The following is a 22,774-nucleotide window of genomic DNA, read 5'->3' as shown; positions in this document are numbered from 1 at the left end:
CTGGGATGGGCCGTACAACCAGGGTCATGGGTTTCTCGCTTCCCCCTAAGATCGCCCGTGCGATCGAGCAGACCGCACAGGCGGAGCAGAAGACGAAGAGCGAGCTGCTGCGCGACATGTGGGAGGCGTACCAGATCGTCCGCGAGGAACGGCAGTTCGCCGGTCTCCAGCGGGCGGCCCGGCGGCAGACGCGCGCGGCGGGCCTGGAAATCCAGTCCGAGAATGACGTGGACCGGATTCTCCACCAGGGGTAGGCCTGTTACGAGGTAGGCCTGCGAGGTGAACCCGCTGCGAGCAGTCCTTGATACCAACGTGCTCATTTCGGCGCTCTTCGGAGGCCCGCCCGAACTGGTCTACCGTGCTGCGCTGCGGGGTCAGTTTAGGCTGATCACTTCGCCTGCGCTCCTGGTCGAGCTTGCGCGGGCCCTCCGCGAGAAGTTCCGCCTCCCCGAGGGGGACATCACTGCGTACGTGAAGCAGATCGCGCGCCGGTCCACCGTCGTGCGGCCCGCGGTCAGGCTCACCGTGGTTGAAGATGAGCCTGACAATCGCGTGCTTGAATGCGCGGTTGCAGGAAGGGCCGATCTGATCGTGTCAGGAGACCGGCATCTTCTCGGGTTGGGGACCTACTCCGGAATCCCCATTGTCCGGCCAATTGACTTCGTGCGTACTCTTGGGCTGTGAGACCCCAGCAGGAATCCGGGCCGCGCCCGCGAATCGCGAGGTGGGGCAGCCTGCCGGAGTCGTCCCTTCGTCACAGCATACGTCATGGCACACGCAGAAGCGCGCCGCCCTATCCTGCCCCCGGGCATTCCCCGCCGCGTAATCCCGCGCTGGGCCGGACCGCTCGTGGCCACAGGCGTGCTGCTGGCGGTGGCGGCCGCGTTCGGCGGGGCTTACTGGGATGGGTTCAAGGTGCGGCGCGACTTGGGGGTCATGGTCCAGGAGCGGGACACCCTAAGGAAGCAGATCGCGCAGCTCCGCGAGGAGATTCGGCTGCTGAACACACCGGAGTACATAGAGCGGATGGCCAGGGAGCAGTTGGGGCTCATCCGGCCGGGGGAGATCGCCATCATCCTGGTCCGTCCCACGCCCTCGCCGCGTTGACACTCCTGGCGGGGCGCGGGTATAATCCATCGCGCGCCGGAATCTTGGAAAGAAAGGGGCGTGTCTGTTAGAGCATGGCTTTGGAAACAGGAAGCATCGTCGAGGGCACGGTGGTCAAGATCACCAACTATGGTGCCTTCATTGAACTCCCCGAAGGCAAGAGCGGTCTGGTGCACATCTCCGAGATCGCCGACACCTATGTCAAGGACGTCAAGGACTACCTGAAGGAACGGGAGAAGGTCAGGGTCAAGATCCTCGGCCTCAACGACAAGGGCAAACTCGACCTTTCGGTCAAGCAGGCGCTCTCGCCCGAGGAGCGTCAGGTGCGGGGTCGGGCGCGCACCTCGTTCGACGACAAGCTGAAAGCCTTCTTGAAGGAAAGCGAGGAACGGCTGCTCGACCTGAAGCGCAACACCGAGGCGAAGCGCGGCGGCCGGCGCCGGAAGTAGTTCCTACTCAATCCCCAGAAGGACGACCACCTCTTCAAACGCCCTCCAGATGATGTCGTCGCGCTCGAGCTGGCGCGACCGGTCCGAGATCTCCTCCCGCGCATCCAGCTCGGCCAGCTTCCCATCCATTTGCCGCAGCCGGTCCTGGATCTGCTGGATCTCAAGTAAGACCGAGGCATCCGGCAGCGCGGACCGGATCTGTTCCAGCGCCTCCTGCTCGACCTTGCGGGCCAGCCGGTCCATCTCGTAGGCATCCATCTTTGAGTAGGCTACCAGCCCGCGACGCTCTTCCAATGCCTCGATCGCAGTCTCGCGCAACTTCTTCAACAGCGGTTTGACTTCAGGCGTCATGTCGCAGCTCCTGGTCTCTGTACTGCAAGTGGTAGAGCTTGGTGTAGATGCCACCGCGCGATAGCAGCTCGCGGTGCGTGCCTTCCTCGGCGATGCGGCCCTTATGAATCACCAGGATGCGGTCCACGTGCTGGATCGTCGAGAGCCGGTGGGCGATGATAATCGAGGTCCGGTTCTGCATCACGCGGCTCAACGCGTCCTGGATCAGGATCTCGGTATCAGTATCCACGCTGCTGGTCGCCTCGTCGAGCACCAGCAGGACCTCCGGGTTATGGGCGATCGCCCGGGCAAACGCGATCAACTGCTTCTGGCCGCCCGAGAGCGTGGAGCCTCTTTCCTGCACCTGGGCCTGATACCCTCCTGGGATCCGCTCGATGAACCGGGCGGCGTTGACGAACTCGGCCGCGCGTCGCACCTGCTCTGAGGTAATCGAGGAGGTCCCCAGCCGGATGTTATCTTCTATCGTCCCGGCGAACAAGAAGACATCCTGGAGGACCAGCCCGATGTGCCGGCGCAGGTCGCGCTGATCCCACCCCCGGACGTCGCTGCCGTCCACCAGCACGCATCCCTGCTGCGGGTCGTAGAACCGCGTGATCAGGTTGATTATCGAGGACTTACCGGCGCCGGTGTGCCCCACGAACGCCACGCTCTCGCCCGCCCGGATGTGGAACGACACGTCCCGCAGCACCCAGTCATGCTCCGGGAGGGACTCGTAGGCGAACCAGACGTTGCGAAACTCGATCTCCCCCCGCACGCGATCCACGCGCAGCGGCGCCGGTGGATCCTCCACCTCGACCGGCTCGTCGAGCAGGCGGAAGAGCCGCTCAGCTGAGGCCATGGCTGCCTGCAGGATATTGTACTTCTCGGCCAGGTCCTCGATCGGTTCGAAAAACCGCTGGGCGTACTGGACGAACGCCACCACCAGCCCCACGCTGATCGTTCCTGCCAGCGCCTGCGCGCCGCCGTAGCCGATGATGATCGCCACCGCCACCGCGCTCATCGCGCCCACCACGGGGTGGAAGACCGCGAACGACCGAAGCGATACCATGGTGGCCGCCAGGTGGTCGCGGTTCAGCTCCTCGAAACGCGCCTGTTCCCGTGCCTCGCGGCCGAAGAGCTGGACGATCCCCATTCCCATGATGTGCTCGTTGAGGAAGGCGTTGATGCGGGCCAGGCGCACCCGGATCGCGCGGTAGGCCTCGCGCGCCACCGCCCGGAACCGCGCGGTGAAGAGGATGATGGCCGGCAGCACCAGCATGGTGGCCAGCGCCAGGCGCCAGTCGAGGTACAGCAGGATGGCGACGATGCCCACCAGCGTCACCAGGTCGCCGAAGATGGCCACGACGCCCTGGGTGATCATCTCGTTGAGGGCCTCGATGTCGTTTGTGACGCGGGTGACCAGTCGGCCGACCGGCTGGCGCGTGTAGAAGCCGACCGAGAGCCGCTGGAGGTGGGTGAGCAGCTCCATCCTCAGGTCGTACATCGCGTGCTGCCCGACGCGCGCCATCATGTAGGTCTGGGCGTATCGGAGGATGAAGGCGGCGGTCAGCGCCACCAGGTAGGCGAGAATGACCACCCCGAGCCCTTCCAGCCGTCCGGGCGTGATGTGATCGTCAATGGCGATCCGCACGATGTAGGGACCCACCAGACTGGCGGCGGAGGTGAGCAGCAGCAGCACAACCGCCAGGACGACGGCGGCGCGGTACGGGCGCACGTAGCCCAACAGCCGCCGCATCAGGCGCGCATCGTACGCCGCGCCGATGATCTCGTCTTCGTGGAACGCGGTGCTCATTGGGACGAATCCTCGTCGGCCTCCAGGGCCTCCTTCAGGAGCTGCTTCTGGTAGAGGTCGGCGTAGAGCCCGCCGGAGGCCAGCAGCGCGTCGTGCGTGCCCTGCTCGACGATCCTCCCGTCGCCCAGCACCACGATCAGGTCGGCGCCGCGCACCGTCGAGATGCGGTGCGAGATGATCAGACTTGTGCGCGTCGCCATGAACCGGCGCAGCGCATGGAGGATCTCCTCCTCGGTGCGCGTGTCTACGCTGCTGAGCGCGTCGTCCAGGATCAGGATCTCGGGGTCACGCGCCAGCGCCCTGGCGATCGTCGCGCGTTGCTTCTGGCCGCCCGAGAGGGTGACGCCGCGCTCCCCGACCACGGTCTGGTATCCCATCGGGAATCCGGCTACCTCCGGTGCCAGCCGCGCGGTCTCCGCCGCCTCCCGCACGCGGCTGCCGTCGCCGCCTTCCACCCCAAGGGCGAGGTTGCCCTCCAGGGTGTCGGAGAACAGGAAAGATTCCTGGGGCACCAACCCGATGCCTCCCCGGAGCGCCGCCAGACTCAGACGGCGCACGTCAATCCCGTCCACCAGCACCGTCCCGCCGGTCGGGTCGAACAGGCGTGGAATGAGCGAGACCATCGTGGTCTTCCCTGAGCCGGTCGGGCCTACGATCGCCACGGTGGCTCCCGCGGGAATGCGGAGGTTGATGCCGCGCAACACCGGCACGCCATTGTAGGCGAACGAAACGTCGCGGAACTCGATCTCACCGCGCAACCGCTCTGGCCGCGCCGGCTCCGGGGGTTCGGCGATGACCGGCCGGCTGTCCAGTATCGTCTCGATCCGCCGCATCGAGGCAAGCCCCTGCTGAACGATGGTCGCCACCCAACCCAGCGCGATCATCGGCCACGACAGCATCATCAGGTAGCCGAAGAACTGCACGAGCTGGCCCAGCGTAATGCGGCCGGCGACCACGGCCTGGCCTCCCTGCCACAGCACCGCGGCGGCCGCGCCGCCGAGGATGAGCGTCATCGCGGGCCAGAGCGCGCCGGAGGTGCGGGCCAACCGCAGCGAGCGCTCCATGTACTCGCGGTTGATCACGCCGAAGGTGGCGATCTCGGCCGACTCCTGCGCGAATGCCTTCACGACGCGGATCCCTGAGAAGTTCTCCTGCGCGCGGGCCGAGAGCGTGCTGAACTGCTCCTGAACCTGCTCGTACTGCCGGTGGATCCGCCGGCCCAGCAGCACGAAGACCAGACTGACCATGGGCAGGATCACCATTACCACCAGCGCCAGCGGCGGGTCTATGGTGAACATCAGCGTGCCGGCCGCGGTGAACATGAAGATGGTGTTGAACGAGTGCATGATGCCCACGCCCACAAGGCGGCTGATGGTGTTGAGGTCGTTGATCGCGCGGGCCATCAGGTCGCCGGTGCGGGTGTGCTGGAAGAAGGCCTGGTGCATCCGCTGCAGGTGGGCGAAGTAGTCGTTGCGGATCTCGTACTCGATCCGCCGGCCGGCCCCCAGCATCTTCATGCGCCAGTGGTACCGTATGAATCCGCCGGTCAACGCGATCCCCACGTACGCCATGGCCAGCCCCACCAGCAGGCGCGGCGCGGCGCCGGAGCGGATGCCGTCCACGGCCAGCCGCAGCACCCACGGGTTGGTCACGGACAGCCCGGTGCTGAGGAGGCTGAGGCTGAACCCCACCAGGTAGGCGCGGCGGTGCCCCAGTACATAGCCCAGCAGGCGCCGGCTCACGCGCCCTCCTCGATCGCCGCACGAGGCGGGATCACACGAGATGAGGTCACACGAGGTGGGATCACGGAGCGCTCCAAGGCGGGGCCACGCGCACCCCGGCTGCCTCCAGCGCGGCGCGGGCCGCGGCCGCGAGGGCGCCGGCGCCCGGGGTATCGCTGTGGACGCACAGGGTGTGCGGCCGCAACAGGATCCTGGCGCCGTCCGTCGCGGTGATCGTCCCTCCTGTCGCCAGCGCCACCGCGCGCGCGGCCACCTGTTCCGGATCGGTCAGCAGGGCTCCCGGCTCGGTGCGCGGCACCAGCGTGCCGTCGTGGAGGTAACCCCGGTCGAGGAACGCCTCACACGCCACCGCAATCCCGCGGGATTCGGCGGCGGCGGCCATCGCCGAACTGGGCGGCGCGTACAGCCACAGCCCCTCGAACGCGGCCGCGGCCTCTGCGATGGCTCCGGCCAGCGCCGCGTCGGCGACCGCCATGTTGTAGAGCGCGCCGTGGGCCTTCACGTGCCGCAGCCGCGCGCCCTCGGACGCGGCCAGCGCCGCGACCGCGCCGATCTGGTAGATCAGCATCGCCACTAGATCCGCAGGGGCGATGTGCATCGCCCGGCGGCCGAACCCCTGGAGATCGGGGAAGCCGGGGTGCGCGCCCACCGCGACCCCTGCCGCGACGGCCGCGCGGATCGTTCGGCGGATAACCACGGGGTCACCGGCGTGGGCGCCACACGCCACGTTGAGCGAGGTCACCGAGCGCAGCAGTTCGGCATCTGCGCCGATGGCGTAGGCTCCGAACCCCTCACCTCCGTCCGCGTTGAGATCAACCGTCGCGCGCATCCCCCACCTCCCGGTCTGGTGCCTCGCGGCGTGGTGCCTGGCGGTGTGGTGCCTGGTGGCCGGGTGCGCCACGGTCGAGTCGCTCCAGGAACGCCCCCATCGCGAGGTTCACCGCAGCCGGCTGCTCTAGCATGACCATGTGCCCGGCCCGCTCGATGACCACCATTTCGGATCCGGCTATCCGCTCGTGGAGGTAGCGGCCGTACTTCACCGGGGTGAGCCGGTCCTCGGCGCCGCAGATGATGAGCACCGGCAGCGCCAGATGATCCAGCTCGGACATCACGTCGAACCCGTCGGAGGCCTCCAGGTCCGCTGCAAGCACGGCCGGGGGCGCAGCGTGCAGAAGCGCCAGCGACTTCTCGCGCAGGCGCGGCTTCGGGCTCGTCCCCAGCCACATCGCGCCGAACTGCTCGATTGCCGCGGGGTCCGCAACACGTATCCCCTCGAGGATCTGCGGCGCGACCCTCAACCGCGCCCCGGTGCAGAGGAGCACGAGCGCGCGGACTTCCTCGGGGTAGACAAGTGCCCACCGCAGCGCGATCGCGCCGCCGAGCGAGTGACCGGCCAAAATCAGCGGGCCGCTCTGTCCCAGCACCCCGCGCAGCGCCCCTAGGAATCCGTCCACGCTTGTCGGGGTCCCGTCGGCGCGGCCCGGCAGATCCTCTGCCCGCGCGCGGGGAAACGCCAGGAGCTGGTTCTGCCAGGCAAGCGCCCGGCCTCCGGCACCGTGGAGCAGGAGCAGGCCGTCGCCCAAAGCCGCCGTGCCCAGCGCCGCCGTGCCCAAGGTCAGCTACCTGCCGCCGGAGCGAGCCCAACCAGGAAGGGATTGGTGCGGCGCTCGCGGCCGACCGTGGTCTCCGGACCGTGGCCGCTGTAGAGAACGGTCTCGTCGGGCAGCGTCAGGATGTGTCGGGCGATCGAACGCATCAGGGTGTCGTAATCTCCCCCCGGCAGGTCGGTGCGGCCGATGCTGCCCGGGAAGACCACGTCTCCCACGAAGGCCACCCCATCTCCCAGCAGGCAGATATGGCCGGGGCTGTGCCCGGGCGTGTGCGCGACCCTGAACAGGGCGCCCCCCAGCGTCAGCTCATCGCCGTCGCGCAGGAGGCGATCCGGCGCAGGCGGCGGCGACACGGAGATGCCGAAGAACATCAGGGCCTGCTCGACCGCGGTCGCCAGCACCGGGGCCTCGGCCTCGCCGGCCAGGAAGGGCGCGCCGGTCGCAAGCACGAGATCGCGCACGGCGCCGATGTGATCGAAGTGGGCGTGGGTGGCGACAATCGCTTCCACCGTGAGGTTGCCGCGCTTCAACACCGCCATCAGGCGAGGGGCGTCGCCCCCGGGGTCAATGACCGTCGCTCTTCCGGTGGTTTCGTCGCGGACAATGTAGCAGTTGGTCGCTATGGGACCGAGTTGCAGTGTCTCGACTATCACGTTGGGGGGCCTCCCGCGCAAAGATGCCCGACCACAGGGAAACGCAGCCGCGCCACGGAATACGTCCCCGGAAAGGCCTTACCGCGCCGGGCGCGGGAAACCGAGCAGGTAACGGCGGGCGGCCTCGATGCGGCCGGGCAGGCGGTCGGCCCAATCCGGTCCGGCGATGTAGCCGGAGGGCATGAACATGAGGGCGTGCGCCCCGCCCAGCGCCAGGCCGAACAGCACCCCGGGTACCGGGGTGTCGCGCCACCGCACCGAGCCGCGATCAACCGCGAGCGCCCGATCGATGCCGTTCGCGGTATCGCGCAGGCGCTTGTAGGCCTCGCGTGTGGTCAGGGTAGTCACCCTTTCATTGTAGCGCATAAGGAGGAGTCGCGCATGGACGGAACCGCGGCGCACCACTCCCTCACCGTCCACCCGGCGCTGGCGGCGATGCGCGGGGGGCTGATCGTGTCGTGTCAGGCGCGGCCGGATAACCCCCTCCACGGAGCGGTTTTCATGGCGGCGATGGCGCGGGCCGCATCCGGCGCCGGCGCGCTGGGGCTGCGCATGAACGGACCCGAGGACATACGCGCCGCGCGCGCCGCGGTGGACCTGCCCATCATCGGCCTGTACAAGCGGCCCTACGACGACTGCCAGGTCCTCATCACGCCCACCTTCGCCGAGGCCGAGGTGGTGGCCGCTTCCGGCGCGGCGATCATCGCGCTGGACGCCACCAGCCGCCGGAGGCCCGACGGTGTGCGACTGGAGGAGCTGATCGCTAGAATCCACGACGAACTGGGCCTGCCGGTACTGGCGGATGTCTCCGGCATCGAGGACGGGCTGGCCGCCGCATCCGCGGGGGCCGACGCGGTGGCGACCACGCTGTCGGGCTATGTGGACCCGGGGGCGCCTCCGCCCGAGAATCCCGACTTCGATCTGGTAGCGGCCCTTGCCGCGCGTGTGCGCGTGCCGGTCATCGCCGAAGGCCGGATCAAGACCCCTGCGCAGGCGCGCGAGGCATTGGACCGCGGGGCGTTCGCCGTGGTGGTGGGCACCGCGATTACCAACCCCAGGGAGATCGCGCGGGGGTTCGTGCAGGCGCTGGCCCCGCACGCCGGGGGGCGGACGACGCAGGGATGGTAGCGCCGGGGCGGTAGTATTCCAGGGTGGCAAGATCAAAGGAGGTGCAGGAAGTGATGCGACGGTTGTGCACGGCGATGATCGCGGTGGCCCTCATTGCCACCTTCTTCCCCGCGAGTGTCCTCGGGCAGGAGCCCGCGAAGCTCTCCTTCTGGAGCTGGCGGACCGAGGACAAGTGGGTGTACGACCGGATGATCCGGTTGTTCCAGCAGCGGAATCCCGGGATCAAGATAGAGTTCATCCCGTTCCGTGCGCCCGAGTACAACACGATCCTCTCGACCGGGCTGACCGCGGGACGCGGGCCCGACATCATACACCTGCGGGCGTACGGCGGCCTCGAGACGTTCGCGGCGCCCGGGTTCATCGCGCCCCTGGATTTCGCGCAGGTTCCCGAGCTCAAGCGGTTCCCGCTGCAAACGATCGCGGGCGCGCGCAGCCGCAAGGACGGCCGCATCTACGGCGTGCCGTTTGCCACGCAGACCCTGGTGATCTTCTACAACAAGAAGATCTTCGCCCAGCACAACCTGGCGGTGCCCAAGACCTGGGAGCAGTTCATCACCGTCATGCGGACCCTCAAGGAAAAGGGCGTCGTCCCGCTGGCCAACGGCGGCAAGGAGGGCTGGACGCTCGAGGTGCTCTCGGGCGTGATCGCGCCCAACTTCTACGGCGGGACCACATTCTTTGAGGCGGTCACGCGCGGGCAGACCACGTTCCGCGAATCGGCCTACACGAGCGCCCTGGCGAAGATGCTGGAGCTGCGGCCGTACATGCCCACCGGATTCATGGGCGTGGACTACGCCACGATGCAGCAGATGTTCATCAACGAGCAGGCGGCGATGTTCATCGGCGGGTCGTGGGAGATCGGATTCTTCAAGGCGCAGAACAAGAACCTCGATTTCGGCGTCTTCCCCGGACCGACGGAGCGGGCCGATCAGATTCCCTGGGTCTCGACCTACGCCGACGGCAACTACGGCATAAACGCTAAGACAGCGAACATGGAGGCGGCGCTCAAGTTCATCCGTTTCACCGCCACCCTGGAGTTCGGGCAGATGTTCACCGACCTGCTGGCGCAGATGTCGGCTGTGCCCGGCGTGGTGGTCAAGAACCCCCAGTTGCAGCAGGTGCAGGCGATGAACCGGAAGGCGACGCCCTACATCATGCTGGTGGGATTCCGCTGGCAGGCGCCGACCGGATCCACGCTGCTGCAGAGCGCGCTGCAGGGGATGATGGCCGGCACGATGACGCCGGCGCAGGTGGGCGAAGAGGTAACGCGCGGGTTGAGCTCCTGGGTTGACGCTTTCCGCGGACGGTAGCCGGGCGGGGCGCAGCCCCCGCCGCGGCCTGAGCATGCGCGCCGGCCGGCGCCTGTGGCTGGCAATCTTTCTGGCGCCGGCCGTCGTGCTATTTGCCGCGTTCGTCACCTATCCCATCCTCTCGGCGCTGGCCTACAGTCTCTACTCCTGGGAGGGTATCGGGCGGCGCGGCTTCGCCGGACTGGGCAACTTCATCCGGCTGTTCACCACGTTCCCCTACCCCCGCCTGCTGGCGAACGCCTTCGGGAATAACGTGATCGTCTTCATCCTGACGATGCTGGTCCAGAACCTGACAGGCCTGGGGCTGGCGCTGATCCTGGCGCGCAACCCGTGGGGCGCGCGGGCGTACCGGGCGATATTCTTCCTGCCGGTGACGCTCTCGTTGGTGATCGTAGGGTTCCTATGGGCGCTCTTCCTCAACCCGGTCTTCGGGGTGGTCAACAAGACGATGGGGATCATGGGGCTCGGCGCGCTCGCGCGGCCGTGGCTGGGCGAGCCGGGCATCGCGCTCATTACCCTGACGCTCATCAATGCGTGGCGATGGCTGGGCTTCCCGACCATTGTGTTCCTGGCGGGCATCAACGCGGTGCCCGAGGACTACCTGGAGGCGGCGCGCCTGGACGGCGCCAGCGAGTGGGACGTGACCCGGCGGATCATCTTCCCATTGCTGGCGCCCGCGGTGACGATCATCGTGATCCTCACCTTCATAGGGTCGTTCAACTGGTTCGAGCTGCCCTACGTCGTGCAGGGCGTCTCGGGCGCGCCCAACAGGGCGACCGACGTGCTCGGATTGCTCTTCTACCGCACCGCGTTCGGCGAGGTGGACACCGGGCTGCAGGACATCGGCGTGGGATCGGCGATCGCGGTCCTCATGTTCATCATGCTGGTGACCGTCTCGACCGTGGGCGCGGTCTTCCTGCGGCGGCGTGAGGTTGAGATGGGATGAGCGGACGCTCGCGGTGGATGCCGCTGATACAGGCGATCCTGATCGCCAACGCCGTCCTCGTGCTCGCGCCGATGGTCTTCATGGGACTCTCGGCGTTCAAGACCACGCGCGAGATCTTCCAGCATCCCCTGGGGCTTCCGGCGGTCTGGAGCCTCGACAACTTCAGCCGGGTCTGGGTGGAGGCGCGCTTCGCCCGCTACATCCAGAACAGCGTGATGGTAACCGCGGCCTCGCTGGCCCTCATCCTGGCCTTTGGGGCGATGGCGGGCTATGCGCTCGGACGGTTCCGGTTCCGCGGCAACGACTTCCTGTACCTGTACTTCCTCAGCGGCTTGATGCTGCCGATCCGGCTGGCCATCATCCCGCTGTTCATCCAGATGCGCAATCTGAACCTGCTGGACACGTTGTGGTCGCTGATCCTGATATACGCGGCCTCGGGGCTGCCCAGCGCGATCTTCATTCTCACCGGGTTCTTCCGCACGCTGCCGGCCGACCTCGACAGCGCCGCCCGCATTGACGGCGCCGGCGAATGGACGATCTTCGCGCGGGTGATGCTCCCGTTGGTGCGCCCGGCGCTGGTCATCGTGACCGTGTACAACCTGATCCCGATCTGGAACGACTTCTTCTTCCCGCTGGTCTTCATACAGTCGGACCACCTCAAGACGCTCCCGCTGGGCATGACCGCCTTCTTCGGACAGTACTACACCGACTGGGCGACGCTGTTCGCCGGCCTCACGCTGGCGGCGATTCCGGTGGTGGCGCTGTACGTAGTGCTCTCGCAGCACTTCATTCGCGGCCTGACCGCCGGAGCGGTCAAGGGGTGATGGTGAAGGGGTGATGGGGATGAAGTTTGGCGTCTGCGCGTGGATCTACGGGGATGCGCCCCTCGAAGACACGCTGGGTAGAATCGCGGCTGCGGGCTACGACGGCGTCGAGCTGCCGGGCGAGCCCGACCGCTGGGCGCCGGAGGAGGTGCGGCGGGCGCTTTCCCGCCGCAGCCTGGCACCGCTGGCGCTTACCGCGTCGTGCATGTTCCCGCAGACGCCGCGCGATCTCGCCAACCCCGATCGCGCAATCCGGGAGCAGGCGGTGCGCTACATCGTGGATTGCCTGCGGTTCGCCAGGGAGGTGGGCGCGCCGCTCGTCCAGATGCTGCCGTCGGGCGAGACGCGCCTGCGTCCCAAGGCATCGCGCGACGACGAGTGGTGGTGGTCCATCGAAGGGATGCGGGCCGCCGCGGTCGAGGCCGAACGGACGGGCGTGCGGATCGCCATCGAACCGCTCAACCGGTACGAAGCATATCTCGTCACGAACGTGAGCGATGCGCTCGCGTACCTGACCGAGGTGGATTCGCGGTGGGTCGGGCTCACACTCGACACCTTCCACGCCAGCATCGAGGAGCCGGACATAGCAGGGGCGATCAGGGCGGCTGGAAGGCATCTCTTTCACTTCCACCTGGGCGACACGAACCGGCAGGCACTGGGACGCGGGCACCTCGATCTGCCCTCGGTCATGGAGGCGCTGCGCGCGATCGGCTACACGGGTGCGGCCGTGCTGGAAGTCATGCCACCGGGACCCGATCCCTTCCAGTCAATTAAGGACAACCGGTCACCGCAGGTGTTGGACGGGTATCTGGCCGAGTCGCTCGCGCGGCTGCGGGCATACGCCTGAACCACCCTGCGTCTGAACCATCAAAGGAGGAGTTGGCAGTGCGCATCTACGTTTCCGTGGACATGGAAGGCATCACCGGCGTCGCCGCCGGCAAGCACGTTCAGCCGGGCGAGAAGGACTACGACCGCTTCCGGCGCCTGATGACCCAGGACGCCAACGCCGCGATAGAGGGCGCGTTGGAGGCAGGCGCGACCGAGGCCGTGGTCAGCGACGGGCACGGCCCGATGACCAATCTGCTCGTGGAGGAACTCCATCCGGATGCGCGGCTGATAAGCGGCAGTAACAAGCTGCTCTGCCAGATGGAGGGCATAGACGGTGGATTCGACGCCGCGTTCTTCGTCGGGTATCACCAGCGCGAGGGCGGCGGTGACGGGATCCTGAACCACACCCTCGTCGGCAAGATCGTCTACGAGGTGCGGCTGAACGGGGAGCCCGCGGACGAGGCCGCGATCAACGCCGCCACGGCCGGCGCGTTCGGCGTGCCGGTCGCCTTGGTGACCGGCGACAGCGCGGTCTGCGCCGATGCCGTGCGCCGCCTGCCCGGCGTGGTGGTTGCGCCGGTGAAGGAGGCGGTTGACCGAACGGTCGGGCTGAGCCTGACCCCAAGCCGGGCGCACGCGCTGATCCGCGCGCGCGCGGCAGATGCGGTGCGCGCGGTTCGAGACGGCGGCGTGAAACCGTACCGGCCTGCGACGCCGGTGACCTTCGAGGTGGACTTCAAGCGCACGGCCCCGGCGCACATGGCCACGCTGTTCCCGGGCGTGGAGCGCCGCGGGCCACGGACGATAGCCATCACCGATTCCGACTATGTGCGGGCGTTCAAGCTGTTTTGGGGATGCCTGATAGTCGGGATGGCGGCCTCGGAAGGGCTGTTCTAGGCCGGGGCATGCGCGGACCCGGCGACGGCAGTAAGCAGCGTATGAGACGTTACCGGATCGCCGTCATCCCCGGCGACGGCATCGGAACCGAGGTGGTACCCGAGGGACTCAAGGTGCTCGAGGCCGCCTCTGACCGCTTCGGCTTCCAGATCGAGCCCTCGGCCTTCCCCTGGGGCTGCGAGCACTACCTGCGGCACGGCGTGATGATGCCCGACGATGCCCTGGAGACGCTGCGGGAGTTCGACGCGATCCTGCTGGGCGCCATCGGCGACCCGCGGGTGCCGGACCACGTCTCGTTGTGGGGGTTGCTGCTGCGGATACGCAAGGCGTTCGACCTCTACGCCAACGTCCGGCCGATCCGGCTGCTCGATGGCATCGCCTCGCCGCTGGCAGGGCGGCGGCCCGAGGACGTGGACATCCTGTTTGTGCGCGAGAACACCGAGGGCGAGTACTCCGGGATCGGGGGCCGCGTCGCCACCGGTACCCCCGACGAGTTGGCGGTGCAGACGACGGTCTTCACACACCGGGCCACCGACCGCATCCTCCGCTATGCCTTCGACCTGGCACGGCGACGGCGCAGGAAGCTGGCGCACGTCACCAAGTCCAACGCGATGCAGTACACCGCGGTCATGTGGGACGAGGTGGCCGAGCGGGTAGCGCGCGACTATCCTGACGTCGTTATGTGGAAGCTACACGTGGACGCCGCCGCCTACCAGATGGTGCTGCACCCCGACCGGTTTGACGTAATGGTCGGCTCGAATCTGTTTGCCGACATCCTCACCGATCTGGGCGCCGCGCTGCAGGGCAGCCTGGGCCTGGCCGCCAGCGCCAACCTGGACCCCAGCCGCACTTTCCCCTCGATGTTCGAGCCGGTCCACGGCTCGGCTCCCGACATCGCCGGGCGCGGAATCGCCAACCCAATGGCCACGATCTGGACCGCTTCTCTGCTGCTCGAGCACCTGGGCGAAGCCGAGGCCGCGCGCGCGGTGTTCGAGGCGCTGTGCGAGGTAGTCCGCCGGGGCGAGGTGCGAACGCCCGACCTGGGCGGGGGCAGCCGCACCGCGGAGGTGGGCGACGCCGTGGCCGCGGCGATCCGCTCCTAGCCGTGGTGCCAGAACGCGTCCCAGGCCTGCCAGAATGTCTCGCCGGTGGCGCGCACCGTACGCGGGCCGGCCACCTCGACGCCGGCCCGGCCACGATACGCCTCCGCGCGGTCCGGGGTGGTCAGCTCTACCTGAAACGTCACGGGCGCGGTGAACCTGAGCGGAGCCGGCCAGCCCGACCGGCCGGTCAGGGCTCCCCGGGCCACGGCTTCCCGAGCCCCTGATTCTATAAGCGCGCGGGCCTCGGCTGGGGCCAGGTGCCGCGCGGAGTACCGGCTCAACCCCTGCTTCACCGGCGCGGTCACGAGTCCGGGGCCGAGCAGGGTTCGGGCCTCGCGGCACACCGCCTCGTCCCCGGACAGAAACACGACCGGAGTGTTCCAGCAGCCGGCGATCGCGGCGACGATGCCGGTCTCCCCAACCGGTGTGCCGTTGATCGTAGCGGCGTACCAGGATTCCGAAGAGACGGTATGGGACAGGACGCCACCTGGCGTGCCGGACATCGCGTGCGCAGCCACCAGCAGGGCGGCATCGCATCCGCGCTCGAACGGCTCGATGTGGCGCGTCCAGGTATGGCCGAGCACGTAGCGGGCGCCGGGCTCGAGGCGCTCAGGAATCAGACTCAGGAAGCCGCGCGCCCCGGGATGGCTTCCCCCGTGCCCGTCAATCACCACGACCTCGGTGGCCCCTGCCGCCAGAGTGCCGCGGACCGCTGCGTTGATCTCCTCGGTGTAGAGGCGGCGCCCCTCCTCGTAGAGCGGCAGGCTGCCGGCTACCTGCTCCCAGGTGGAGATACCGGCAACGCCTTCCATGTCGGCCCAGATCAGTACGCGCATGAGGTCTCACCTCGTCCGGGAATATGCGATCCTTGCTGGATTCGGGCGGAGGGGGAGCATTCCTGGTGGCCCCAGGGGGATTCGACGGCACCGCGCGTTTGCTCGAAGTCACGTTCGCCGGGGTCGCGCTAGCCGCCTGAGTCTACCTGCGGCATGGGCACCGTCAGGCTGGCGCGGGAAGCACGGCAAGGAATCCAACAACGACAGAATAGGCTAATTTTCACTCGACATAATAAGCTAAGAATGATACATATGGTCAGGACGGAGGGGGGACTGTAATTGACAGAAAGGGCTAATGGCCGCACGGCACAATGAGCGAAGGACGGGACGATCGTGGCAACACCGCAGGGAAAACTGGCCGACTCCCTTGAGGCTCTGAAGGGGCTTCAGGACCGCGGGTTGGTCGCCATTCGCTCCGCTAACCTGACTCGCACCCATCGGGAGCGGCTCGTACGCAACGGCTTCTTGAAGCAGGTCATGAAGGGCTGGTACATCCCAGCCCGGCCGGACGGAGCTGGCGGGGAAAGTACAGCTTGGTACTCCGCCTTCTGGGGCTTCTGCGCAGCCTATTTGAATGAGCGGTTCAGAACGGAGTGGTCCTTGTCTCCAGAGCAATCTGTGTCTCTGCATGCTGGCAACCGAGCCGTGCCGCACCAATTGGTCGTCCGCTCGCCGAAGGCACGCAACCGCGCCACGCCGCTGCCACACGAGACCTCTCTGCTCGAATTGCGGGCCGCCCTGCCGACGGAAGGACAAAGGGAAGAGAAAGAAGGTCTGCGGCTGTTCTCTCTGCCCGCTGCGCTGATTGCCTGTTCCCCAAGCTACTTCCCCAAAAAGGCCACCGATGCGCGCGCCGCGCTTGCGATGGTGCGTGATGCTTCGGACCTCCTAGCCTTGCTCCTGGCCGGCGGCCACAGCGCGCTGGCGGGCCGCCTCGCCGGCGCATTCCGCAATATCGGCCGCGCGCGCATTGCCGACGACGTCCTCAAGACAATGCGGGCAGCCGGCTATCATGTGCGCGAGAATGATCCGTTCAGCGACCGACCCGTGCCGGCTCTACCCGTGCGCGAACAATCTCCTCATGCGAACCGCATTCGCATGATGTGGCAGCACATGCGGAAGGCAGTGATGGAGATGTTCGCCGCCGCACCGGGGCCAGTCGCCGACATCAAAGCGTATATCAAGGCCGTTGACGACGTCTATGTCACCGACGCCTACCATTCACTGTCGATCGAAGGATACCGGGTCAGTCCGGCCCTCATCGAGCGTGTGCGCACCGGCGCGTGGAACCCTGATCATGACTACAATGACCAAGAACATCGCAACGCGCTGGCGGCGCGCGGGTATTGGCAGGCCTATCAGGCTGTCAGGGGAAGCGTGCGGAAGGTGCTCGGCGGGGACAACCCGGGCGCAGTCGTTGATGCCGACCATGCCGACTGGTACCGGGAGCTCTTTGCGCCGAGTGTAACTGCCGGAATTGTCAGTGCGGCCGACCTCGCAGGGTACCGCAGCGACCAAGTGTATATCCGGCACTCAAAACACATACCGCCTCGCCGTGAAGCAGTACGCGATCTTATGCCAACGTTCTTCGATCTTCTGCGCGAAGAGGAAGAACCCAGCGTACGTGTCGTGCTGGGGCATTTCGTATTTGTGTACATCCATCCCTATATGGATGGCAATGGCCGTATTGCCCGATTCCTGATGAATGTCATGCTCGCCGCCGGTGGGTATCCGTGGACGGTGCTGCCGGTCGAGGAACGCAGCGAGTATATGGCGGCGCTCGAAGCGGCGAGCGTCGAACAGAACATCGAGCAGTTCGCGGCCTTCCTAGCCCGTCTGGTGCAGGCGCGCCTCGAGGGCCGCCCCATGCCCAGAGTACCCGCCGATTAGGGGAGGCTTCGTCTAATCCAGACTCACTGGCGCAGCATGACGCGATCAGAGTCGGCCAAAGTCACCTCGACGGCTTGGAGCGGCGGGCTACGGCTCGGCGGGGTGCTGACTTGCGAAGCTCTCAAAACGCAGCAGGATTTTGGTGGCCCCAGGGGGATTCGAACCCCCGTTTCGGCCTTGAGAGGGCCGCGTCCTGGTCCCCTAGACGATGGGGCCACGCGTGCGATGGTGCGCCGGGGGACCTACCGGCCGGTTCATTATACGGGCGAGGCTTGAGGGAGGCAACTGCCGGCATGCGCGCAGATCCGCAGCGCTGCCCGCACATATACCCGGAACGCCGCGTTGATCTCCTCCGTCGAGATAGATTCGTCGGCGGCGTGCGCGGCATCGAGCGACCCCGGCCCGCAGATCACCGCCGGCGTCCCGTGGACCTGGAGAACTGCGGCGTCGGTGAAGGCCGGCCAGCCGATCAGCGCCGGAGGGCGACCGGTCACCTCCGCGACGGCCGCCGAGAGAGCGCGTACCCCCGGATGCTCGCCAGCGATGTCCAGCGGCGGGTGCGTGATGCGGTCGAAGTCATCCTCGCGGACGATCTCCGCGCCGCCGGGCCCGAGCGTCCTCTCCACGATCGCTTCGAGTTCGGCGCGGATCAACTCGGAGCTGTCGCCGGGCAGGTAGCGCTTCTCGATCTGAAACATGCACCGGTCGGGCACGGTGTTGCGGCTCACGCCGCCGATTATGGTTCCGATGTTGTACGACGGCTGCCCTAGCAGGGGATGCATCTGCACGCTCACGACCCGGGCCAGATCCTCGTCCAGCGCCGCGATCAGCCGGGACGCCCGCACGATGGCGTTGACGCCGCGCTCAGGCGCGGCGGCGTGCGCGGCCCGGCCGAACACCGTGATCCGGTAGCGGTCCACGCCCTTGTGCGCCGTGACCAGGTCGAGCCCCGTGGGTTCGCCGACGATGGCAAACGACGCCGGCGTCCCAGCACCGGCCATCTCGCGCGCCAGGGCGAAGGTGCCGGAGTTGCCCATCTCTTCCATGACGACCGCGGCCAGCATGATCGGCCGGGGCGGGCGCACCCGGGCGCGGTGCAGCGCGATCAAGGCCATGACCATAGCCGCCAAGCCGCCCTTCATGTCCGCGGCGCCGCGGCCCCAGAGCCGGCCGTCGGCAATCTCCGCGGCGAACGGCGGTCGGCGCATGGCCGAAGACGGCGGCACCGTGTCCATGTGCCCGTTGAGCATCAGCAGCGGCGGGCCGTGCTCGTCGCCGGGAAGCGCGGCGATCAGGTTCGCGCGATCGCCGGTCACGACCTGACGGCGCACGGGAATGCCCTCGGCGGCCAGCGCGGCTTCGAGCGCCGAGGCGACGCCCGATTCCCAGCCGTGATCGGGGCCGTAACTCGGGATGGTTACCAGCCGCCTGGCAAGCTCCTCGACCTCGCCGGGCGCTACCAGCGCCTCGATCTGCGCCGGGTCGGTCCCCGTGGCGGTCTTCCGCTCGCTCACCGCCGGTACGCCTCCGGGATCACCTTGGGACAGAGGGCCGCGAAGTTGGCAGGCATCGCCAGACCGCGGATCGCCTCGATCGCGCGGTTGATGTGCTCCTGCCCGAATCGCAGCACGAAGATTCCGTGCCCGGGCAGCAGCACGTCCACGCGCAGGCCTTCGAGCTTCGGCAGGTCACGGCGGTAATCGTCCATGCGGCACTCGGCGATGTTCTGCAGCAGCAGGCTCCCGCCGGCAGATCATGCACCCGCGCGATGACCATGCCTTCGACGGTGACCTCGATCGGCGTGCCTTTGGAAGGGTCGCGCCCTGCCAGTATCTGTTGCGTCATCGCACGCCCACACGCTCCAACTGCCCACGAACAAAGGCGTGTCCTTCCCGGTACTGCGCGTCCAGATCGGGCACGCCGCCGATGTCTATGCCTATGTAGCCGTCGAATCCTTGCCGCTTCAGCCCGGCGATCACCGCCTCCCAGTCCACGGTGCCGCGGCCCGGCGCCAGATGCTCGTTGTCGCGCGAGTCGTTGTCGGAAGCATGCACATAGAAGATGCGCGAACCCAACTTCTCCACCGAAAGCGGCAGGATCTCCTTCTGCGCGTGCAGGTGCCCCGTGTCGAGCACCGCGCCGAAGATCGGATTGTTGACGTGCTCGATGAGACGCAGCAGCGCATCCGTGTTGCTGACCAACTCGCCCACCCGCGGCTCCAGGCACAGGCGCAGGCCCGCGTCTTCGGCTATTGCGGCGCAGGCCCGAACCGTTTCCACCAGGGTGTCCCACGTGCGCTGCCATGAAAACCCATCGGGGATTCGCACGTCGAACTGCCGCTTGAACTCGACGGCATCGGCGTACGGCTGGTGCTTCACGTACTCCACAGGAGCGGCGTAGCTGTCCACCTGCACCGTGGGCGCGTCGAAGTATACGGCCGCCTCGACGGCGAGGCGGAAGAGATCGAGCGCCCTCTGGCGCTTCGCCGCCTCAGGGCTGAACAGATCGGGCAGCACCGGACAGAAGTTCATCATCCGCAGCCCGAGGTCGTCGCATCGGCGCTTGAAGTCGGCACGCGCTGCGTGGACCGCCCGCAGGTTTTCCTCGCGCACGCCTTCAAGCTCGACCGCGTCGAACCCGAGCGCGGCCATCTCACCGAGCACCTTGTGAGTATCGGCGATCGACGGCGGGTACCCGTACTTGCTTATCGCGTACAACCAGCAGCAGTTGATCTTCACGTCGTGGCCTCCTTATACCAACCGCACGATCTCCGGATTACCAGCTCTGGGGTCAGCGTCACGGTTCTAGGCGAGGGCGGGGATGAGGTCTTGATCATCTCCAGCAGCCGGTCCGCGGCCAGCCGGCCCATCGCCGCCTTGGGCTGCGCGATCGTGGTAAGCGGAGGATCGACGTGCGCGGCCAGGTCGATATCGTCGAACCCGACCACGGCGACGTCGTCCGGCACACGGCGTCCCATGCGGCGGATCTCCTCCAGCGCGCCGATCGCCATTAGGTCATCGAAGGCGAAGACCGCGCTGGGAGGTCGCCTGAGGCTCTGCAGCGCGGCCATGGCGCCGCGGCCGGCGGCGATCGAAGCGGTGCCACCGGCCACAAGCGCGGGGTCGAAACCGATACCCGCGTCCAAGAGGGCTTTCTTGTATCCTCGGAGGCGACTGCGATGGGAAAACGACCTCGACGGCCCGGCCAGATACGCGATGCGCCGGTGCCCGAGCCCAATCAGGTGAGCGGTCGCGAGGCGGCCACCCCGCTCTCCGTCGGCCACCACCGCAGCGGCGGCCGGGTGCCTCAACACGCGGTTGATCAAGACGAGAGGAATCCCCTCGTCCACCAGACCGGTCAGGTATCCCGACGGGACACGAGACGCGCACAGGATCAGCCCGTCAACCTGCTTTTCCAGCAGCACCGAGATCACAGCCCGCTCTCTGACCGGGTTCTCGTCCGTGTCGCAGAGTACGACGTTGTAACCCCTTGCCGCGGTGGCATCCTCGACCGCCCGAACCAGTGGTGGAAAGAACGGGTTGACGATATCGGCGATGACGAGCCCGATCGTGCGCGATCTCCGCGTGACCAACCCCCGCGCCAGCGCGTTGGGCCGGTAGTTCAGCCTCTCGATCGCCGTCGTGACCCTGCGGAGGGTATCACCGCTGACGTAGGGCGCTCCGTTGACGACGCGGGAGACCGTCTTGATGGATACCCCCGACAGGGAGGCCACCTGCTTGATGGTGGGTGGAGATGCCCGGGTAGGCCGGGGCACAGTGCCCTCCGCAATCTGACAATAATCCTGACAACGTTTACCGACGATTTGGGTATTTCCCCGGCGTCACGGCCACTTCCTGCCAGGAGGAGTTGAGGATTGACCGACGAAATCAGTGTTGGGTACTGTCAACGTTGTCATACGCGTACGGTTGCCCGTTTCCGGGCCAACCGGAACAATACAACGGGAGGTGATTGTCCGTGAGATTCGCCGTTCGAGGCTCGCCCTTGATGGTCTTAGCCGGTGTGGTTGCAATCGCACTGGCAGCGCCCGTGAAGGCTCAGGCACCGCAAACGCTGAGCCTCTGGCACATGGAGGCGCGCCCCACCCGCGTGAAGGCGATCGAGGATCTCGTCGACGCCTTCAACCGGAGCCAGGGCAGCGTTCGCGTCAGGGTCGAGGTGCAGAGCTGGGCCGACGTGTACATGAAGATATCCGCCGCGGTCATGGCAAGGCGGCCGCCGGACATGATGTTCACAACCCCCGATCTGACCATGGACGTACGCCTGACCGGAACGGTACAGGATGTGACCGCAGAGGTGGCGGAGGCCAGGCGCAGCTCCAAGATCTACGACGCGGCGCTGCAGCCGTTCCTCTCGGAGGACAAGCACTGGTCCGTTCCCCTGTACAACATGGCAGAGGTGCTATGGTACCGCACCGATCTGTTTCGAAAGGCGGGGCTCGATCCCAGGAGGCCGCCCAGGACGTGGTCGGAGCTGCTGAACGCGGCAGCCACGATCACCAGGACCGGGGCCGCAAAGTACGCCATCGGCGTCGCGGGGGACTGGCACCTGGCGGCGGTCCAGCAGATCTATCCTCTCATGGTGGCGGCTAGAGCCGAGCACCTACTGGACGCCAGGGGCGCCGTGGTCTTCGACAATCCAAACACCGTCCGGGCCTTCGAGATGTATCAGAGGCTGTTCAGGTTGTCGCCTCCGGGGTCCGAGGCCTGGCAGTGGGACCAGGCGATCGCCGCCCTCGTGGCGGGCGAGATCGCCATGGTCATCGAGAAGGGACAGTACAACGAGCAGTGGGATCTGCGCACGAAGCTCCCGGCCGAGAACCTCGGGGCCGCACCCGTGCCCGTTCCCGATGCCGACGGGCAGCGAGGGACGGCCACGTGGATGAACGGGATCATGCTGCTGAACCCGGATCCCAAGGTACGCCCGGGCTTCAGGCAGTTCGTCAACTACCTGTACAAGCCGGCGAACATGGCCCTCCTGCTGACGGTGGCGCCCGGTTTCTTCCTCCCGGTGACCGAGGAAGCGGCCAAGGCGCGGGAGTTACTCGAAAACCCGACCGTGAAGGCCCACTGGCCTAAGTACGAGACGATGATCGAGGAGTCCAAGCACGGCCGCCAGCTCGGCTTCACCCGCGAGCCCTACAACCGCTACATCGGGCGGATTACCGGCCAGAACCTCGTAGCCTGGCCCGCCCAGCTCATGATCCACGAAGGTCTGTCCCCTGCCGAGGCCGTCAGGAGGGGCGCGGACAGGATGCGTGAGGCCCTCCGCTGACGTAGATCCCGATCAA

Annotated in this window: 25 protein-coding genes and 1 tRNA gene; 13 read left to right on the top strand and 13 right to left on the bottom strand. The window is 67.1% G+C overall.

The annotated features are described in order from the left end of the window. The first annotated feature begins 5 nt into the window (after nt 1–5). From RDU83_00955 to RDU83_00940, 4 genes are all read left to right on the top strand, one after another. Nucleotides 6–254, top strand: coding sequence for a CopG family transcriptional regulator (locus tag RDU83_00955; protein ID MDQ7839576.1), 249 nt, complete (start codon nt 6–8; stop codon nt 252–254). Between the two features lie 25 nt (nt 255–279). Beyond that, nucleotides 280–684 carry a putative toxin-antitoxin system toxin component, PIN family gene (locus RDU83_00950; GenBank protein ID MDQ7839575.1) on the top strand — a complete coding sequence of 135 codons (405 nt, stop codon included), beginning with the start codon at nt 280–282 and terminating at the stop codon, nt 682–684. A gap of 84 nt (nt 685–768) precedes the next feature. Next, the gene (locus tag RDU83_00945) at nt 769–1,107 is read left to right on the top strand and encodes a septum formation initiator family protein (protein ID MDQ7839574.1); all 339 of its coding nucleotides are present in this window, start codon (nt 769–771) and stop codon (nt 1,105–1,107) included. Nucleotides 1,108–1,181: 74 nt separating this feature from the next. Then, on the top strand, nt 1,182–1,556 hold the full coding sequence (locus RDU83_00940) for a S1 RNA-binding domain-containing protein (protein ID MDQ7839573.1): 375 nt from the start codon (nt 1,182–1,184) through the stop codon (nt 1,554–1,556). A 3-nt stretch (nt 1,557–1,559) separates the two neighbouring features. On the opposite strand, the gene RDU83_00935 is transcribed toward RDU83_00940, so the two are convergent. The 7 genes from RDU83_00935 to RDU83_00905 form a co-directional block, all read right to left on the bottom strand. Next, nucleotides 1,560–1,907, bottom strand: a complete 348-nt coding sequence (locus RDU83_00935) for a hypothetical protein (protein ID MDQ7839572.1) — start codon at nt 1,905–1,907, stop codon at nt 1,560–1,562. Then, nucleotides 1,897–3,699 (bottom strand): ABC transporter ATP-binding protein, encoded by a 1,803-nt coding sequence (locus RDU83_00930; GenBank protein ID MDQ7839571.1) that lies wholly within the window; start codon nt 3,697–3,699, stop codon nt 1,897–1,899. The genes RDU83_00935 and RDU83_00930 overlap by 11 nt, the downstream gene beginning before the upstream one ends. Further along, nucleotides 3,696–5,441, bottom strand: coding sequence for an ABC transporter ATP-binding protein (locus RDU83_00925; GenBank protein MDQ7839570.1), 1,746 nt, complete (start codon nt 5,439–5,441; stop codon nt 3,696–3,698). Before RDU83_00925 ends, RDU83_00930 begins: the two co-directional genes overlap by 4 nt. Nucleotides 5,442–5,502: 61 nt before the next feature. Then, nucleotides 5,503–6,270: a 5-oxoprolinase subunit PxpA gene (locus RDU83_00920; GenBank protein ID MDQ7839569.1), complete on the bottom strand. Its 768-nt coding sequence runs from the start codon at nt 6,268–6,270 to the stop codon at nt 5,503–5,505. Next, nucleotides 6,254–7,054, bottom strand: coding sequence for an alpha/beta hydrolase (locus RDU83_00915; protein ID MDQ7839568.1), 801 nt, complete (start codon nt 7,052–7,054; stop codon nt 6,254–6,256). The genes RDU83_00920 and RDU83_00915 overlap by 17 nt, the downstream gene beginning before the upstream one ends. A gap of 2 nt (nt 7,055–7,056) precedes the next feature. Continuing rightward, the gene (locus tag RDU83_00910; protein MDQ7839567.1) at nt 7,057–7,704 is read right to left on the bottom strand and encodes an MBL fold metallo-hydrolase; all 648 of its coding nucleotides are present in this window, start codon (nt 7,702–7,704) and stop codon (nt 7,057–7,059) included. 78 nt (nt 7,705–7,782) lie between these two features. Beyond that, complete coding sequence (locus RDU83_00905) at nt 7,783–8,052, bottom strand: hypothetical protein (protein MDQ7839566.1); 270 nt, start codon at nt 8,050–8,052, stop codon at nt 7,783–7,785. A gap of 33 nt (nt 8,053–8,085) precedes the next feature. Here RDU83_00905 and RDU83_00900 point away from each other — a divergent pair, with 33 nt between their 5' ends. The 7 genes from RDU83_00900 to RDU83_00870 are packed head-to-tail and all read left to right on the top strand — an operon-like array spanning nt 8,086 to nt 14,740. Then, entirely contained in the window at nt 8,086–8,832 is a 747-nt protein-coding gene (locus tag RDU83_00900) for an N-acetylmannosamine-6-phosphate 2-epimerase (GenBank protein MDQ7839565.1), read from the top strand. 53 nt (nt 8,833–8,885) lie between these two features. Next, nucleotides 8,886–10,142 (top strand): extracellular solute-binding protein, encoded by a 1,257-nt coding sequence (locus RDU83_00895; protein ID MDQ7839564.1) that lies wholly within the window; start codon nt 8,886–8,888, stop codon nt 10,140–10,142. Then, nucleotides 10,120–11,088: a sugar ABC transporter permease gene (locus RDU83_00890; protein MDQ7839563.1), complete on the top strand. Its 969-nt coding sequence runs from the start codon at nt 10,120–10,122 to the stop codon at nt 11,086–11,088. Before RDU83_00895 ends, RDU83_00890 begins: the two co-directional genes overlap by 23 nt. Further along, entirely contained in the window at nt 11,085–11,912 is an 828-nt protein-coding gene (locus RDU83_00885; GenBank protein MDQ7839562.1) for a carbohydrate ABC transporter permease, read from the top strand. The genes RDU83_00890 and RDU83_00885 overlap by 4 nt, the downstream gene beginning before the upstream one ends. Before the next feature lie 13 nt (nt 11,913–11,925). Continuing rightward, nucleotides 11,926–12,759 (top strand): sugar phosphate isomerase/epimerase family protein, encoded by an 834-nt coding sequence (locus tag RDU83_00880; GenBank protein ID MDQ7839561.1) that lies wholly within the window; start codon nt 11,926–11,928, stop codon nt 12,757–12,759. Nucleotides 12,760–12,797: 38 nt separating this feature from the next. Continuing rightward, nucleotides 12,798–13,637, top strand: a complete 840-nt coding sequence (locus tag RDU83_00875) for a M55 family metallopeptidase (GenBank protein MDQ7839560.1) — start codon at nt 12,798–12,800, stop codon at nt 13,635–13,637. 41 nt (nt 13,638–13,678) lie between these two features. Then, nucleotides 13,679–14,740, top strand: a complete 1,062-nt coding sequence (locus tag RDU83_00870; GenBank protein ID MDQ7839559.1) for a tartrate dehydrogenase — start codon at nt 13,679–13,681, stop codon at nt 14,738–14,740. On the opposite strand, the gene RDU83_00865 is transcribed toward RDU83_00870, so the two are convergent. Next, a complete protein-coding gene (locus tag RDU83_00865) occupies nt 14,737–15,576 on the bottom strand; it encodes a M55 family metallopeptidase (protein MDQ7839558.1) in 840 nt (279 codons plus the stop codon). The genes RDU83_00870 and RDU83_00865 overlap by 4 nt on opposite strands. Before the next feature lie 333 nt (nt 15,577–15,909). On the opposite strand from RDU83_00865, the gene RDU83_00860 reads away from it, so the two are divergent. After that, nucleotides 15,910–17,466: a Fic family protein gene (locus RDU83_00860; GenBank protein ID MDQ7839557.1), complete on the top strand. Its 1,557-nt coding sequence runs from the start codon at nt 15,910–15,912 to the stop codon at nt 17,464–17,466. 140 nt (nt 17,467–17,606) lie between these two features. Here the strand turns inward: RDU83_00860 and RDU83_00855 are convergent. The 5 genes from RDU83_00855 to RDU83_00835 form a co-directional block, all read right to left on the bottom strand. Then, nucleotides 17,607–17,682 (bottom strand) — tRNA-Glu (locus RDU83_00855). A 41-nt stretch (nt 17,683–17,723) separates the two neighbouring features. Then, nucleotides 17,724–18,980 (bottom strand): M20 family metallopeptidase, encoded by a 1,257-nt coding sequence (locus RDU83_00850; GenBank protein MDQ7839556.1) that lies wholly within the window; start codon nt 18,978–18,980, stop codon nt 17,724–17,726. Then, the gene (locus RDU83_00845) at nt 18,977–19,174 is read right to left on the bottom strand and encodes a hypothetical protein (protein MDQ7839555.1); all 198 of its coding nucleotides are present in this window, start codon (nt 19,172–19,174) and stop codon (nt 18,977–18,979) included. Before RDU83_00845 ends, RDU83_00850 begins: the two co-directional genes overlap by 4 nt. A gap of 133 nt (nt 19,175–19,307) precedes the next feature. After that, complete coding sequence (locus tag RDU83_00840) at nt 19,308–20,204, bottom strand: sugar phosphate isomerase/epimerase family protein (GenBank protein MDQ7839554.1); 897 nt, start codon at nt 20,202–20,204, stop codon at nt 19,308–19,310. After that, a complete protein-coding gene (locus RDU83_00835; protein MDQ7839553.1) occupies nt 20,201–21,241 on the bottom strand; it encodes a LacI family DNA-binding transcriptional regulator in 1,041 nt (346 codons plus the stop codon). The genes RDU83_00840 and RDU83_00835 overlap by 4 nt, the downstream gene beginning before the upstream one ends. Nucleotides 21,242–21,441: 200 nt before the next feature. On the opposite strand from RDU83_00835, the gene RDU83_00830 reads away from it, so the two are divergent. Further along, nucleotides 21,442–22,758 (top strand): extracellular solute-binding protein, encoded by a 1,317-nt coding sequence (locus RDU83_00830; protein ID MDQ7839552.1) that lies wholly within the window; start codon nt 21,442–21,444, stop codon nt 22,756–22,758. Nucleotides 22,759–22,774 lie beyond the last annotated feature (16 nt).

The organism is bacterium (genome assembly GCA_031082185.1).
GTDB lineage: Bacteria > Sysuimicrobiota > Sysuimicrobiia > Sysuimicrobiales > Humicultoraceae > VGFA01.
The sequence above is the reverse complement of the archived record's forward strand: the minus strand, read 5'-3'. Positions and strand labels throughout refer to the sequence as shown.

Excerpts from the sequence above, each read along its gene's own strand:
- RDU83_00955 (MDQ7839576.1), top strand. The coding sequence starts at position 6 with ATGGGCCGTACAACCAGGGTCATGGGTTTCTCGCTTCCCCCTAAGATC.
- RDU83_00945 (MDQ7839574.1), top strand. The coding sequence starts at position 769 with ATGGCACACGCAGAAGCGCGCCGCCCTATCCTGCCCCCGGGCATTCCC.
- RDU83_00940 (MDQ7839573.1), top strand. The coding sequence starts at position 1,182 with ATGGCTTTGGAAACAGGAAGCATCGTCGAGGGCACGGTGGTCAAGATC.
- RDU83_00935 (MDQ7839572.1), bottom strand. The coding sequence starts at position 1,907 with ATGACGCCTGAAGTCAAACCGCTGTTGAAGAAGTTGCGCGAGACTGCG.
- RDU83_00930 (MDQ7839571.1), bottom strand. The coding sequence starts at position 3,699 with ATGAGCACCGCGTTCCACGAAGACGAGATCATCGGCGCGGCGTACGAT.
- RDU83_00920 (MDQ7839569.1), bottom strand. The coding sequence starts at position 6,270 with ATGCGCGCGACGGTTGATCTCAACGCGGACGGAGGTGAGGGGTTCGGA.
- RDU83_00900 (MDQ7839565.1), top strand. The coding sequence starts at position 8,086 with ATGGACGGAACCGCGGCGCACCACTCCCTCACCGTCCACCCGGCGCTG.
- RDU83_00895 (MDQ7839564.1), top strand. The coding sequence starts at position 8,886 with ATGCGACGGTTGTGCACGGCGATGATCGCGGTGGCCCTCATTGCCACC.
- RDU83_00885 (MDQ7839562.1), top strand. The coding sequence starts at position 11,085 with ATGAGCGGACGCTCGCGGTGGATGCCGCTGATACAGGCGATCCTGATC.
- RDU83_00880 (MDQ7839561.1), top strand. The coding sequence starts at position 11,926 with ATGGGGATGAAGTTTGGCGTCTGCGCGTGGATCTACGGGGATGCGCCC.
- RDU83_00870 (MDQ7839559.1), top strand. The coding sequence starts at position 13,679 with ATGAGACGTTACCGGATCGCCGTCATCCCCGGCGACGGCATCGGAACC.
- RDU83_00865 (MDQ7839558.1), bottom strand. The coding sequence starts at position 15,576 with ATGCGCGTACTGATCTGGGCCGACATGGAAGGCGTTGCCGGTATCTCC.
- RDU83_00845 (MDQ7839555.1), bottom strand. The coding sequence starts at position 19,174 with ATGGACGATTACCGCCGTGACCTGCCGAAGCTCGAAGGCCTGCGCGTG.